Below are 13,662 nucleotides of genomic sequence, written 5' to 3' on the forward strand. Positions count from 1 at the left end.
CTAATCCACCCCGAAAGGCTTCATCGTTCGACTTGCATGTGTTAAGCACGCCGCCAGCGTTCGTCCTGAGCCAGGATCAAACTCTCCGTGAATGTATAACCGGTAATCCGGTCAACACGCATGAGAGCGGAACAGTCAGGCGGAATAAGCCCGACCGTTCACAGCGTCCTCGCTGTGTTGTATTACTTCAAAGGAACCTCGCCCCAACCGATAGTCGGCCGGGAACGGGGTATCAACAAATCTGGCGTTGATTTTTGGCACGCTGTTGAGTTCTCAAGGAACGGACGCTTCCTTCGTACTCACCCTCTCGGGCTTTCCTCCGGGCTTCCCTTCGGTCTTGCGTTTCCAACCTTACCAGACCGTTTTCCGTTCCGTTTCCGGTTGGGATTTTGATCCAGTACCCGTTGGAGGGCTTCCGCCTATTCGATTGCCTTCCGGCTCTCTTTCGGCGAGTCCGACTTTATCAGAAGTTTTCGGCCGGACTTACCGGCCGCTCATTCCTGAGGTAATCGGGAAGTGGTCCTCAAGAATCCAAGTCCTCGAGAAACCCGTAGATTTTCACTGCCGCCACCGAGCCTGTCCGGCTCTAGGCAACTGTTCTAATCTACCTCCCCACTCTCTCCGCGTCAACGGCTCTTGTGGGGCGAAGAGGAGACTAGCAGCCCGGCCGGTGTGTCCGCACATCAGGCAGCCGTGGGTACGACGGCGCTGCGCTCGACCGCGTCGAGGTCTCCCGTCTCGCCGGCGCGTGCCGCTCGACCGCCGAGGACATAGACGTATGCGAGGAAGGTCAGTTCGGCGACGACACCGATCGTGATGCGAGCCCATGTGGGCAGGCCGGACGGGGTGACGAAGCCTTCTATGGCGCCCGAGACGAAGAGGACCAGGGCCAGGCCTATCGCCATGCCCAGGGCTGCTCGTCCCTCCTCGGCCAGTGCCGTGCGGCGGGAGCGCGGGCCCGGGTCGATGACGGTCCAGCCGAGGCGCAGGCCCGTACCCGCGGCCACGAAGACGGCGGTCAGTTCCAGGAGGCCGTGCGGCAGGATCAGGCCGAGGAAGGTGTCGAGGCGGCCGGCCGAGGACATCAGGCCGATGCCGACGCCCACGTTGAGCATGTTCTGGAAGAGGATCCAGACGACCGGTAGGCAGAGGAAGACTCCCAGGACCAGGCACATCGCGGCGGCCTGGGCGTTGTTCGTCCACACCTGGGCGGCGAAGGACGCGGCGGGATGGCTGGAGTAGTACGTCTCGTACTCGCCACCGGGGCGGGTGAGGTCGCGCAGTTCGTCGGGCGCCGCTATGGAGGACTGCACCTCGGGGTGGGTGCCTATCCACCATCCCAGGAGGACCGCGACCGCTGTGGAGATGAGCGCGGTGGGGACCCACCAATGGCGTGACCGGTAGACCGCCGCGGGGAAACCGTGGGTGAGGAAGCGGGTGACGTCGCGCCAGGAGGCGCGGCGGGTTCCTGTCACGGCACTACGCGCGCGTGCCACGAGTTGGCTGAGCCGACCGATCAGCTGAGGGTCGGGGGCGCTCGACTGGATCAGCGAGAGGTGGGTGGCGGTGCGTTGGTAGAGGACGACGAGTTCGTCCGCCTCGGCTCCGGTGAGGCTGCGCTGGCGGCGCAGCAGTGCGTCCAGGCGGTCCCACTCGGCGCGGTGGGCGGAGACGAAGACGTCGAGGTCCATCGTTTTGCCTGCTCCTCGGCTGGTCGTCGACTGCGCGTCGTGGGTGTCGGCTTGTCGTACTGGGGCGCGATGCCCCTTCAGCTTGGCAGACTGGCGGTTCCAGGGGCAGGTCAGGTGAAGGGCGGCAGGCGTGAGTGAGCTGGTTACGGGCGAGGCGGTGACGCTGGAGCTACGTCCCGCGAAACTGCCCAGCAGGGCGCTGGCCGTGTTGCTCGACCTTGTTGTGGTCGGATTGGTCTACACCGTCGTCACCATTGTTCTGGTCATATCCACGGCTTCGCTGGACGAGGCGGCACAGTTCGCTCTCTCCATCGCCGCGTTCATTCTGGTGCTGGTGGGTGCGCCCATCGCGGTGGAGACGCTCAGCCATGGGCGGTCGCTCGGCAAGATGGCCTGTGGTCTGCGGGTGGTGCGGGACGACGGCGGGCCGATCCGGTTCCGGCATGCGCTGGTGCGGGGTGCGGTCGGTGTGGTCGAGATTCTGATGACGTTCGGTGTGGTGGCCTGTATCGCCTCGCTCGTCTCGGCGCGGGGGCGACGGATCGGTGATGTCGTCGCGGGCACGCTCGTCGTACGGGAGCGTGTGCCCGTCGGTCAGACCGCCTTCGTTCCTCCCCCGCCGCCCTGGTTGTCCGGACGGTTCGCGGAACTCGATCTGTCGGCCGTGCCCGACGGGCTGTGGCTGGCCGTGCGTCAGTACCTGACGCGCATGCGGCAACTGGATCCGCAGGTGGGCTGGGCCATGGCCGAGCGGCTCGCTTCCGATGTGGCGGCGCGTACGGGGGCTCCGGCGCCGCACGATGTTCCGCCGGCGGCCTATCTGGCGGCCGTGGTGCAGGAACGGCAGGTGCGGGAGGCTCGGCGGGCGTTCGGGAGCGGGGCGCCCAACAGCGGGCCCGGGGTGCCTGGCTCGTTCGGGGCTCCGGTCCAGCCTCAGGCGCCGGCTGCGGTTCCGTATCCGCCCGCCGCCGTCCCCCTCCCTCTCCCCCTCCCCGTCACCGAAGCCGCGCCGCAGGACCCGGTTGCCGATCGCCGCCCCTCCGGTGGGTTCGCGCCGCCTGCCTAGTCGGGGAACGCCGACGGCGGGGATTCGAGGTGTTCCAGCTCGATGCCCGGTGCGGCCAGGACCACGTCGCCGGTGATGTGCACGGCGTGCTGTTCGCCCGTGTCCAGGGCTGTGACCTGGTATTCGTCCACGGTCAGAGGGCCGTTGTCAGTGGCGTGTGCTTCTCTTTTCACCAAGGCCCAGGACTGGTCCACGGTGCGCGGGGCGAGGACCGGATCCGTGAGGGCTACGAGGCGTACGCGGGTTGCTGAAGAGGAGGGGGTGAGGCGTAGGAGCCGGGCGGTGGCGATCAGGAACGCGGGGGATGTGCCGGTGAAGGCGTGGGCGCGGACGGTGCCTTCGGTGGCGTGAGCGCCGGTGGGGTCGGTGCGGACCCAGGTGACGCCGTCCAGGGCGGCGCCGCGGACCTGCCAGCTCGACGCGTGGAGTTCGAGGCGGATGGGACGGCCCAGGTCGTCTAGGGCGAGGTCGACGGAGCCGGTGTGGTCGCCCGAGGGGGCGGTCAGCTGGGAGACGTAGCGCCAGCCGGAGGGACCGGGGGCGCAGTGGAAGTGTTCTTCTGCGAGGGGGGTGTGGTCGTGCGGATCGTGGAGCGAATAACGGCCGCGGGGCATGGGGGTCCTGGGTGATCTCGGGCTGTTCCTTGAGCCTCGCAAGGGGACAGGCCCCCGGCACGGGGGTGCGGGGGCCTGTCTCGGAGCGGTGGACCTGCTGGTGGTGAGCGTGTCAGTGCACGGACGTGCTCACCACCGGCGGGGGTGTCGGCTCAGTAGCGGTAGTGGTCCGGCTTGTACGGGCCCTCGACCTCTACGCCGATGTACGAGGCCTGCTCGGGGCGGAGCGTCGTCAGCTTCACGCCGAGCGCGTCGAGGTGGAGGCGGGCGACCTTCTCGTCGAGGTGCTTGGGCAGCACGTAGACGTCGGTCGGGTACTCGTCGGGCTTGGTGAACAGCTCGATCTGGGCCAGGGTCTGGTCCGAGAAGGAGTTGGACATCACGAACGACGGGTGACCGGTGGCGTTGCCCAGGTTCAGCAGGCGGCCCTCCGACAGCACGATGAGGACCTTGCCGTCGGGGAACTTCCAGGTGTGGACCTGCGGCTTGACCTCGTCCTTGACGATGCCCGGGATCTTGGCCAGGCCGGCCATGTCGATCTCGTTGTCGAAGTGGCCGATGTTGCCGACGATGGCCTGGTGCTTCATCTTGGCCATGTCGCCGGCCATGATGATGTCCTTGTTGCCGGTCGTGGTGATGAAGATGTCGGCCTTGTCGACGACGTCGTCGAGGGTCGCGACCTGGTAGCCGTCCATGGCCGCCTGGAGCGCGCAGATCGGGTCGATCTCGGTGACGATCACTCGGGCGCCCTGTCCGCGCAGGGACTCCGCACAGCCCTTGCCCACGTCGCCGTAGCCGAAGACGACCGCGGTCTTGCCGCCGATGAGGACGTCGGTGGCGCGGTTGATGCCGTCGATCAGGGAGTGGCGGCAGCCGTACTTGTTGTCGAACTTCGACTTGGTGACGGCGTCGTTGACGTTGATCGCCGGGAACAGGAGGGCGCCGTCGCGCTGCATCTCGTACAGGCGGTGGACGCCGGTGGTGGTCTCCTCGGTCACGCCGCGGATCTCCGAGGCGACCTGGGTCCACTTCTGCGAGCCGTCGGTGATGGTGCGGTCGAGCAGTTCGAGGACGACGCGGTGCTCGTCGGACTCGGCGGTGTCGGCCGAGGGGACCTTGCCGGCCTTCTCGTACTCGACGCCCTTGTGGACGAGCATGGTGGCGTCGCCGCCGTCGTCCAGGATCATGTTCGGGCCGCCGCTGGGGGTGTTCGGCCAGGTCAGGGCCTGCTCCGTGCACCACCAGTACTCTTCCAGGGTCTCGCCCTTCCAGGCGAAGACCGGGATGCCCTGCGGGTTCTCGGGCGTACCGTTCGGGCCCACCGCGATGGCGGCTGCGGCGTGGTCCTGGGTGGAGAAGATGTTGCAGGAGACCCAGCGGACCTCGGCGCCCAGGGCGACCAGGGTCTCGATCAGGACGGCGGTCTGCACGGTCATGTGCAGCGAGCCCATGATCCGGGCGCCGGCCAGCGGCTGGGTGGCGGCGAACTCCTTGCGGATGGACATCAGGCCGGGCATCTCGTGCTCGGCGAGGGTGATCTCCTTACGGCCGAACTCGGCCAGGGAGAGATCTGCGACCTTGAAGTCCTGTCGGGTGTCGACAGTCGTCATTACGGGCTGCTCCTCAAGGTTGGGGCGAGGTGGGTACGGCCGGTCTGCGCGGCGGCGGACACAGGGGTGCCCGAAGAGGGCACAGGCATGCCCGAGTACGCGCAGCGCAGTCCGTCGGAGGCCCTCTCTCCCTCGGCCGGTCCGCGAGGGGACCGACCGACCGCCATCAGCAGCGACGTCTGGCTCCGTCCCAAGCTACACCTGTCGGCCCGACCGCCCCCAGTCCGCCTACGAACACATCAGGACAGATCGAGACCGAGCGGAGGGATCGCGGAGGGGACGTGGAAGGGGACTCAATGGGCGGCGGGCCCGGCCGGACCGCCCGGGGTCGCCTCGCGGTCGGAGCCCTTGGCCGCTTCCGCCTCGCTGTAGATGTCCGGTTCGAGGTAGATGACGCGGGCGATCGGGACGGCGGCGCGGATGCGGGACTCGGCGGCGTTGATCGCGGTGGCCACCTCGGTGGCCGTGTCGTCGTGCTGTACGGCGATCTTGGCGGCGACCAGGAGTTCCTCGGGGCCGAGGTGGAGCGTACGCATGTGGATGATGCCGGTGACGGTGTCGCCGTCGACGATCGCCTTCTCGATCGCCACGACTGATTCCGCACCCGCGGCCTCGCCCAGCAGCAGGGACTTGGTCTCCACGGCAAGCACGAGCGCGATCAGGATGAGCAGGATGCCGATGCAGAGGGTGCCGATGCCGTCCCAGACGCCGTCGCCGGTGGCGAGGGCGAGGCCGACGCCGCCGAGGGCCAGGATCAGACCGACGAGCGCGCCGAGGTCCTCCAGGAGGACGACGGGCAGTTCGGGGGCCTTGGCGTGGCGGACGAATTCCTTCCAGGACTGCTGGCCGCGCAGGGGGTTGGACTCCTTGATGGCCGTACGGAAGGAGAAGCTCTCGGCGATGATCGCGAAGACGAGGACGCCCACCGGCCAGTACCAGTGCTCGATCTCGTGCGGGTGCTTGATCTTCTCGTAGCCCTCGTAGATCGCGAACATGCCGCCGACCGAGAAGAGCACGATGGAGACGAGGAAGGCGTAGATGTACCGCTCGCGGCCGTAGCCGAAGGGGTGTTGCGGGGTCGCCTCGCGCTTGGCCTTCTTGCCGCCGAGGAGGAGCAGGCCCTGGTTGCCGGAGTCGGCGAGCGAGTGCACGGACTCCGCGAGCATCGACGACGAACCGCTGAAGAGGAACGCCACGAACTTCGCTGCCGCGATCGCGAGGTTGGCGCCGAGTGCCGCCACGATCGCCTTGGTGCCGCCTGACGCGCTCATGTGTTCGCGTTGTCCCTTCAGTACGTACGCTGTCCCGGGCTTTGCCCGCCCTTTGCCGGTGGGCCATTGTTGCAGCACCCTCCGACAACGACGCGCCAGGTGGTGTCAGACGACGACCGTCGCCCGGAACACCGTGCCAGGACCGGACAGTTCGGCCTTTTCGTTCGCCGGCACGAAGACCGATTGGCCGGGGGCGAGTTCTATGTCCCCGGTACGGACCGAGCCTGCCGTGCAGAGCAGGATCTGCGGGGTCGGGAGGGTGAGGTCGCGGGCGGGCGTGCTCTCCGGGAGGACGTACCGGGAGAGGCGGAACTCGTCAATCGGGGTGTCGTAGACCTCCTCGCCGTCGGGGGACGCCTCCGGGCGCAGTACGCCGGGGTCGCTCGCCTCGAAGCGGACGATGCGCAGGAGTTCGGGGACGTCGACGTGCTTGGGGGTCAGTCCGCAGCGCAGGACGTTGTCGGAGTTGGCCATGATCTCGACGCCGAGGCCGTTGAGGTAGGCGTGCGGGATGCCGGCGCCGAGGAACAGGGCCTCGCCGGGCTGCAGTCGGACGTAGTTGAGGAGCATCGCGGCGATGACGCCCGGGTCGCCGGGGTAGTGGTGGGCGATGTCCGCGTAGGGGGCGTAGTCGCCGCCGAGGCGGGCGCAGGCGGTCGCGGCCTCGGTGACCGTGCGGGCCATGTCCTCGCGGTCGGCGCTGAGTACGGCCGTCAGGACCTCGCGCAGCGCCGCCTCCTCGGGGTGGGCGCGCAGCAGGTCGACGTACGGCTTGAGGGAGTCGACGTCCAGGGCCGCGAGGAGGTCGGCGGCCTGCGCGGGGTTGCGGAAGCCGCACAGACCGTCGAACTCGGTGAGGGCGCAGATCAGTTCGGGCTTGTGGTTGGCGTCCTTGTAGTTGCGGTGCCCGGCGTCCACCGGGATCCCGCGGCGCTCCTCGTCCTCGTAACCCTCCTTCGCCTGGGCGAGATCGGGGTGCACCTGGAGGGAGAGGGGGGCGCCGGCCGCGAGGATCTTGAGGAGGAAGGGCAGGCGGGGGCCGAACTTGGCGACGGCCGCCGCGCCGAGTTCGGCCTGCGGGTCGGCGTCGATGACCTCGACGAGCGTGCCGCGTCCGGTGCGCGAGGGGGCGCCGGGGTGGGCGCCCATCCACATCTCCGCCTGGGGTTCGCCGGTCGGCTCGGTGCCGAGGAGCGCCGGGATGGCGGTGGTGGAACCCCAGGCGTAGGGGCGGATGGTGTTGTCGAGGCGGTCCATAGCGGTCTTTCTGCGTGCGGGAGGCAAGAGGCGGGCGGGAAGGGGTGGGACGAAGTGGAGTGGGGTGGGGTGGGGTGGTTCGGAAGCTGTTCTGGCGGTTCCTGGTTGTCAGGTGCCTGCCGTCAGTGCCAGGTACACCGCCGCGAAGTCCGTGGTGGCGATCAGTTCCGCCAGGGCCTCCAGTTCGGCGCCGTCCTCCGGTTCGAGTTCGCTGATCGCCGTGTCGTGGCCGAGGGCGAGTTCGCGGGCGGCGGGGGCGGCGCTGAGGCCGCCGGTCGGGCGGTCGCGGAGGAGCACCACGCGCGCGTGCAGGGCGGGTGCCTCGTTCACCCGGTCCCGGAAGAAGTCGTCGGGGTCAGCGCCTGCGGCGAGGCGGCTCGCGAGCAGGGCGCCGTGCGCGGCGAGCGCCTCGGGGAGTTCGGCGGCGAGCGCGGGGCGGCCGGCCAGTTCGGCGAGGGCGGCGGCGAAACGGCGGCCCGCGGGCCCGGCGGACGTGCCCTCCGTCCAGATCACCGGGAGCGTGTCCGCGAGTTCGGCGGCGAGGGTCTTGGCCGGGTTGCTGTACGTCGCGATGGCCGGGCCGCACCGTTCGGCGATGTGGTCGAGGCGGTCGGCGACCTTCTCCAGGGCGTCCGGCGGGGCGGTGAGCAGGCCGGTGCGGTCGAGGAGGGCGAGCAGCGGGGTGAGCAGCGCCCACAGGACGCCGGGGGCGGATGCGGCGAGCGGCTGGTCCGCCTCCTCCTGCTCGTACGGGGCGGTCGCCATCCGTACGAACAGGCCGTGGGCCGCGCCCTGCACGGTCTCGGAGAGCGGGGTGCCGGCAGGCGCCACGGCGACGACCGTGCAGCCGCGGCGGTAGGCCTGCTCGGCGAGCAGGGACAGGCCCGGTTCGGTGCCGTCGGGGGTGGCGATCAGGAGCAGGTCCACGGAGCCGGCCCAGCCCGGCAGCTCCCAGCGCAGGGCGCCTGCCGCGGGGGCGACGCCGGTGGGGGCCAGGCGGGTGACGGGGGTGGTCGCGCCGGCGAGGGTGCCGAGGAGGTCGGCGACGCAGGTCGCTGCGGCTCCTGGGCCCACGATCAGGACGGCGCGGGGGCGGCCGTCCGGTTTCAGTTCGTTGATGCCCGCCTCGGCCGCGTGCCGGGCCGCGGTGCGGACGCGGGCGCCTGCTTCGGCGGCTCCGCGGAGGAGGCCGCGGTGGTCTGCTTCCGCCAACGCCTCGGGGGCGTCGAGCAGCGATTCGTCGAGCATGGGTGGCACCTCCGATCGCCGGGGCGGGGTTACGCGGGGCGGCGGGCCTCGTCGACGAGCAGTACGGGGATTCCGTCCCGGACGGGGTACGCCAGGCCGCAGTCCTGGCCGGTGCAGATCAGCTCGGTGTCCTGCTCCTTGAGGGGAGCGTGGCAGGCCGGGCAGGCGAGGATCTCCAGGAGGCCGGCTTCGAGCGGCATGTGGTGTCCCTTCGGGGGTGCGGTGATGTGGCCTGGTCAGGGTACCGCCGTGGGGGGGGGGGGGGGGGGGGGGGGGGGGGGTGCGGGCGGTGAGGGTTTTCGCCCCCGCCGCCCTTACCCGTCCCATCCCTGGGGGCTGCGCCCCCAGACCCCCCTTTGTCGCGCTGAACGCGCTCGTCCTCAAACGCCGGACGGGCTGAGTTAGTCAGCGCAGCCCCCAGGGGAGAAGTCAGCCTCGGATGATCGCCAGTGCCTCGTCCCGGACCTTCTCCATCGTTGCCTCGTCCCTCGCCTCCGCGTTGAGGCGGAGCAGGGGCTCCGTGTTGGACGGGCGGACGTTGAACCACCAGTCCGTCGCCGTGACCGTCAGGCCGTCCAGTTCGTCGAGGGTGATGCCCTCCTGGCCCTCGTACGCCGTCCTGATCGCGGCCAGGCGGGCTGTCTGGTCGGTCACCGTGGAGTTGATCTCGCCGGAGCCCGCGTAGCGGTCGTACTGGGCGACCAGGGCCGACAGGGGGCCGTCCTGGCCGCCGAGTGCGGCGAGGACGTGGAGGGCGGCCAGCATGCCCGTGTCGGCGTTCCAGAAGTCCTTGAAGTAGTAGTGGGCGGAGTGCTCGCCGCCGAAGATCGCGCCGGTGCGGGCCATCTCCGCCTTGATGAAGGAGTGGCCCACGCGCGTGCGTACCGGTGTGCCGCCCTGCTCGCGGACGACCTCCGGGACCGACCAGGAGGTGATCAGGTTGTGGATGACCGTCCCGGAGCCGCCGTTGCGGGCCAGTTCGCGGGAGGCCACCAGGGCCGTGATCGCCGACGGCGGGACCGGGTCGCCGTTCTCGTCGACCACGAAACAGCGGTCCGCGTCGCCGTCGAAGGCGATGCCGAGGTCGGCGCCCTCCTCGCGCACCCGCTTCTGGAGGTCGACGATGTTGGCCGGGTCGAGCGGGTTGGCCTCGTGGTTCGGGAAGGTGCCGTCCAGTTCGAAGTACATGGGGACGACGGTCAGGGGCAGGCCGGCGAAGACCGTCGGGACGGTGTGGCCGCCCATGCCGTTGCCCGCGTCGACGACGACCTTCAGGGGGCGGACGGAGGTCAGGTCGACGAGAGAGAGGAGGTGCGCCGCGTAGTCCTCCAACGTGTCACGCTGCGTGATCGTTCCCGGGGTCACGGGCTCCGGCTCCGGTGCGCCCTCGTCCAGCCAATTCTCGGCCAGTTCGCGGATCTCGGTCAGGCCCGTGTCCTGGCCGACCGGTGCCGCGCCCGCCCGGCACATCTTGATGCCGTTGTACTGGGCCGGGTTGTGCGAGGCGGTGAACATGGCGCCGGGCAGGCCGAAGGCGCCCGACGCGTAGTAGAGCTGGTCCGTGGAGCACAGGCCGATCTCGGTCACGTCGACGCCTCGTGCCGCCGCCCCGCGCGCGAAGGCCCGCGACAGGCCGGGCGACGAGGGGCGCATGTCGTGTCCGATCACGATCGCGTCCGCCCCGGTCACCTGGACGAAGGCGGCGCCGAACAGTTCCGCCAGCGGCTCGTCCCACTGGTCCGGGACCACACCACGTACGTCGTACGCCTTCACGAGCTGCGACAGATCTGCAGACACGGCCAACCTTCCTGAGCGTCCTATCGGTCACCCCAAACTACTCGCCCCCACTGACACCCCCGCCGACCGGAATCCCTGGTCACGCGCCCGCGCCTGCTCTCCCGTCCGCGCTCATGTCCACGCTCTCGTCCCCGCTCCCGTCCTCACGGCAGCATCCAGCCCAGCACCACCGTGCTCTGCCCCACCACGATCAGGCACATCACCAGCAGCAGCCCCAGGCTCCAGGGCAGCACCTTCCGCAGCAGGTCTCCCTCACGGCCGGCGAGCCCGACGGCCGCGCACGCGATCGTCAGGTTCTGCGGGGAGATCATCTTCCCGAGGACACCGCCCGAACTGTTCGCGGCGGCGAGCAGCTCCGGGGACAGCCCGGACTCCCGCGCCGCCGTCACCTGGAGGGCGCCGAAGAGCGCGTTCGCGGAGGTGTCCGAGCCCGAGACGGCGACGCCGAACCACCCCAGCACCGGCGACAGGAAGGCCAGCCCGGCGCCCGCCGCCGCCACGAAGTGACCAATGGTGGCGGCCTGTCCGGAGAGGTTCATGACATAGGCGAGGGCCAGTACGGACGTCACGGTGAGGATCGCGAACCGCAGTTCGTAGACGGTCGCCGCCCATTCCTTGACCGCCACGCGCGCGTGGACCCCGATCACGGCCGCCGTGCACACTCCGGCGAGCAGCACGAGCGTGCCGCCGGTCGAGACGATCGGCCAGGTGTAGACGTTGCCGCCGACCGCCTCCCCGTCGGGGTTCACGACGTTCAGGAAGGGCCAGTCGTACGTCCGGGTCGCCCCGGCCAGCCAGTCCTTGACCGCGGGGATCTGCGCGACGGAGAAGATCGCGACGATCAGGGCGTACGGGGCGTAGGCGCGCAGGACTTCGGGGCGCGGGTCCTCCTCGTCGAGGTCCTCGCTGCGGACACCGGTGAGCACGGCGACACGTACGGGTTCGGTGGCCGGCCTGCGCGCGTGCGGTACGGCCATCAGGGCGCCCGCGCCCGCCAACGCGGCGCCGATGTCGGCGAGTTGCGCGGAGACGTAGTTGGAGGCGGCGAACTGGGCGACGGCGAAGGCGAATCCGCAGGCCACGGCGGGCACCCAGGTCTCGCGCAGCCCGCGCCGGCCGTCGACGAGCCAGACGAGCACCAGGGGGACGACGAGGGCGAGGAGCGGGGTCTGGCGGCCGACCACCGAGGCCACCGAGTCCAGTGGCAGGCCGGTGACTTGAGCGAGTGTCACGACCGGCGTGCCCATCGCGCCGAAGGCGACGGGCGCCGTGTTGGCGACGAGCGCGACGACCGCCGCGCGCACCGGGTCGAAGCCGAGCGCGACGAGCATGACCGAGCAGATCGCGACGGGTGCGCCGAAGCCGGCGAGCGCCTCCAGGAGGGCGCCGAAGCAGAAGGCGACAACGAGGGCCTGGATGCGCGGATCGTCGGACAGGCGCCCGAAGGAGCGGCGCAGGATGTCGAAGTGCCGGGTGCGGACGGTCATCCGGTACACCCACAGGGCGTTGACGACGATCCACAGGATGGGGAAGAGGCCGAACACGGCTCCCTGGGCCGCGCTGGAGAGCGTCTGGCCCACCGGCATGCCGTAGGCGAGGCAGGCGACCAGACCGGCGGCCAGGAGGCCGATCAGGCCTGCCCGGTGCGCCTTCATGCGGACGCCGCCGAGCAGGACGAGAACGAGGACGAGGGGCAGGGTCGCGACGAGAGCGGACAGGCCGAGCGAGCCGGCGACGGGTTCCAGTTCCTGGACGTACACGGGCGCCTCCCCGGATTCCGTGATGCGGAAAACGATTTCTCACGGGTGCCGGAATGGTCGTGTCCGCGACAACCTCACGTCAATGCGCGTGCACCACTCAATGAAATCGCCGTACAGGAATCAGCCGTACAGGGATCACGGAAGTGGGTAGCGCGTTGCGACCCGAAGAACCCTGTAGCCGCGCTCAGTTGTCCGGGGAGCGCAGCACCCTCAGGTGTCCGCGGCGTGGTGCGACCTCGCGCGGGTCCGCCGTGCGTGCGCCGCCGGCCTCGGCCGCCCGACCCTGCGGACGGGCCGCTTCGCGGACCGCGTTGGCAAGCGCTTCCAGGTCGTCCCCGCTGGGACGCGCGGGAGCGGAGGAGTCGAGGAGCCGGACGACCTCCCAGCCGCGCGGCGCGGTGAGGCGCTCGGAGTGCTCGGCACAGAGGTCGTAGCAGTGGGGTTCGGCGTAGGTCGCGAGGGGGCCGAGGACCGCGGTCGAGTCGGCGTAGACGTACGTCAGCGTCGCGACGGCGGGACGGCCGCAAGCGGTGCGCGAACAGCGACGTACAGGGCTCACGACGTTGGACGGTACCGCACTCTTGAGCGGGCCGCGACGACTCCCCACCAGGTCACTCCCCCGTGTCGTGGTGTGAAACCGCCCACACGGGTCTTCCGGGACGCCTCGTTGACCTGGGGGAACACCGGGTTGCGAGATACCGAACAACCCTGACCCCGATCACTACTTGGTGTGAATCATGTCAATTACCGTGAAACAGACGGCCAAGACGGTCCAGGAGGGATACGAAATCAAGCCCAACCTTGGCTGGAATGATCATCCTGGACGCTGCCTGGCGCAGCGTGCCCGGCGCCCGTGCGGGGTTCGCGGGGACTACTCTTCGTCAGTGATGGACAACCCCGTACCGCCCCGCGCCGCAGGCCCCGGCCCCCGCCGCCGCGATCGCCACGGCCGTGGCATGCGCGGCCCCGTGGCGCCGCCGCAGGTTCCGCTCTCCGCGAGCCGGGCCGAGGCGTTCGCGGATCTGGTGCAGGACTCCGTGGAGCGGCTGGAGCGGCGCTGGCCGCAGCTCGCGGACATCGACTTCCTCGTCCTCGAAGTGCCGAGGCTCGAAGGTCCCCCCGAGGCCTGGGCCGACGAGACGGTCCCCCTGGGGGGCACGATTCCCGCCCGCGAGGGTCACTCCGCGCGCGTGGTGGTCTATCGCCGCCCGGTCGAGATCCGCACCAAGGGCCGCGACGAACGCGCGGCCCTGGTCCACGAGGTCGTCGTCGAGCAGGTCGCCGAACTGCTGGGGCTCACCCCGGACACCGTGGACCCCCGGTACGGCGAGGACTGACGACGACGCCC

The 13,662-nt window shown here is 70.0% G+C and carries 12 protein-coding genes and 1 rRNA gene; 2 read left to right on the forward strand and 11 right to left on the reverse strand.

Translation table 11 applies throughout. The annotated features are described in order from the left end of the window. Both ACWDR4_RS27220 and ACWDR4_RS27225 read right to left on the reverse strand, forming a co-directional pair. Positions 1–92: ribosomal RNA gene (locus tag ACWDR4_RS27220) — 16S ribosomal RNA — on the reverse strand; the annotation flags it as partial. Positions 93–683: 591 nt separating this feature from the next. Further along, a complete protein-coding gene (locus tag ACWDR4_RS27225) occupies positions 684–1,691 on the reverse strand; it encodes a stage II sporulation protein M (RefSeq protein WP_450412537.1) in 1,008 nt (335 codons plus the stop codon). Between the two features lie 130 nt (positions 1,692–1,821). Here ACWDR4_RS27225 and ACWDR4_RS27230 point away from each other — a divergent pair, with 130 nt between their 5' ends. Continuing rightward, positions 1,822–2,757 (forward strand): RDD family protein, encoded by a 936-nt coding sequence (locus ACWDR4_RS27230; protein WP_450412539.1) that lies wholly within the window; start codon positions 1,822–1,824, stop codon positions 2,755–2,757. Here the strand turns inward: ACWDR4_RS27230 and ACWDR4_RS27235 are convergent. From ACWDR4_RS27235 to ACWDR4_RS27275, 9 genes are all read right to left on the reverse strand, one after another. Beyond that, positions 2,754–3,371 carry a hypothetical protein gene (locus tag ACWDR4_RS27235; protein WP_450412541.1) on the reverse strand — a complete coding sequence of 206 codons (618 nt, stop codon included), beginning with the start codon at positions 3,369–3,371 and terminating at the stop codon, positions 2,754–2,756. The genes ACWDR4_RS27230 and ACWDR4_RS27235 overlap by 4 nt on opposite strands. A 152-nt stretch (positions 3,372–3,523) precedes the next feature. Continuing rightward, positions 3,524–4,981, reverse strand: coding sequence for an adenosylhomocysteinase (ahcY, locus tag ACWDR4_RS27240; RefSeq protein WP_450412543.1), 1,458 nt, complete (start codon positions 4,979–4,981; stop codon positions 3,524–3,526). Positions 4,982–5,274: 293 nt separating this feature from the next. Then, positions 5,275–6,252, reverse strand: a complete 978-nt coding sequence (locus ACWDR4_RS27245) for a cation diffusion facilitator family transporter (protein ID WP_450412545.1) — start codon at positions 6,250–6,252, stop codon at positions 5,275–5,277. A gap of 105 nt (positions 6,253–6,357) precedes the next feature. Then, entirely contained in the window at positions 6,358–7,509 is a 1,152-nt protein-coding gene (manA, locus tag ACWDR4_RS27250) for a mannose-6-phosphate isomerase, class I (protein ID WP_450412547.1), read from the reverse strand. Positions 7,510–7,617: 108 nt separating this feature from the next. Then, positions 7,618–8,757, reverse strand: coding sequence for an SIS domain-containing protein (locus ACWDR4_RS27255; RefSeq protein WP_450412549.1), 1,140 nt, complete (start codon positions 8,755–8,757; stop codon positions 7,618–7,620). Between the two features lie 29 nt (positions 8,758–8,786). Further along, positions 8,787–8,957 carry a Trm112 family protein gene (locus tag ACWDR4_RS27260; RefSeq protein ID WP_007382472.1) on the reverse strand — a complete coding sequence of 57 codons (171 nt, stop codon included), beginning with the start codon at positions 8,955–8,957 and terminating at the stop codon, positions 8,787–8,789. A 229-nt stretch (positions 8,958–9,186) separates the two neighbouring features. Further along, positions 9,187–10,554, reverse strand: a complete 1,368-nt coding sequence (locus ACWDR4_RS27265) for a phosphomannomutase/phosphoglucomutase (protein WP_450412551.1) — start codon at positions 10,552–10,554, stop codon at positions 9,187–9,189. A 143-nt stretch (positions 10,555–10,697) separates the two neighbouring features. Continuing rightward, entirely contained in the window at positions 10,698–12,314 is a 1,617-nt protein-coding gene (locus tag ACWDR4_RS27270) for an L-lactate permease (protein WP_450412553.1), read from the reverse strand. A gap of 184 nt (positions 12,315–12,498) precedes the next feature. Beyond that, positions 12,499–12,921 carry a DUF3499 domain-containing protein gene (locus tag ACWDR4_RS27275; RefSeq protein ID WP_450412555.1) on the reverse strand — a complete coding sequence of 141 codons (423 nt, stop codon included), beginning with the start codon at positions 12,919–12,921 and terminating at the stop codon, positions 12,499–12,501. 280 nt (positions 12,922–13,201) lie between these two features. Between ACWDR4_RS27275 and ACWDR4_RS27280 the strand changes: the two genes are divergently transcribed. Further along, on the forward strand, positions 13,202–13,651 hold the full coding sequence (locus ACWDR4_RS27280) for a metallopeptidase family protein (protein WP_450412678.1): 450 nt from the start codon (positions 13,202–13,204) through the stop codon (positions 13,649–13,651). Positions 13,652–13,662 lie beyond the last annotated feature (11 nt).

The sequence above is a fragment of the Streptomyces sp. NPDC000878 genome (assembly GCF_053599695.1).

Coding starts and splice junctions, on each gene's coding strand:
- manA (WP_450412547.1), bottom strand. CDS start 7,509: ATGGACCGCCTCGACAACACCATCCGCCCCTACGCCTGGGGTTCCACC.
- ACWDR4_RS27280 (WP_450412678.1), top strand. CDS start 13,202: ATGGACAACCCCGTACCGCCCCGCGCCGCAGGCCCCGGCCCCCGCCGC.
- ahcY (WP_450412543.1), bottom strand. CDS start 4,981: ATGACGACTGTCGACACCCGACAGGACTTCAAGGTCGCAGATCTCTCC.
- ACWDR4_RS27225 (WP_450412537.1), bottom strand. CDS start 1,691: ATGGACCTCGACGTCTTCGTCTCCGCCCACCGCGCCGAGTGGGACCGC.
- ACWDR4_RS27255 (WP_450412549.1), bottom strand. CDS start 8,757: ATGCTCGACGAATCGCTGCTCGACGCCCCCGAGGCGTTGGCGGAAGCA.
- ACWDR4_RS27235 (WP_450412541.1), bottom strand. CDS start 3,371: ATGCCCCGCGGCCGTTATTCGCTCCACGATCCGCACGACCACACCCCC.
- ACWDR4_RS27245 (WP_450412545.1), bottom strand. CDS start 6,252: ATGAGCGCGTCAGGCGGCACCAAGGCGATCGTGGCGGCACTCGGCGCC.
- ACWDR4_RS27260 (WP_007382472.1), bottom strand. CDS start 8,957: ATGCCGCTCGAAGCCGGCCTCCTGGAGATCCTCGCCTGCCCGGCCTGC.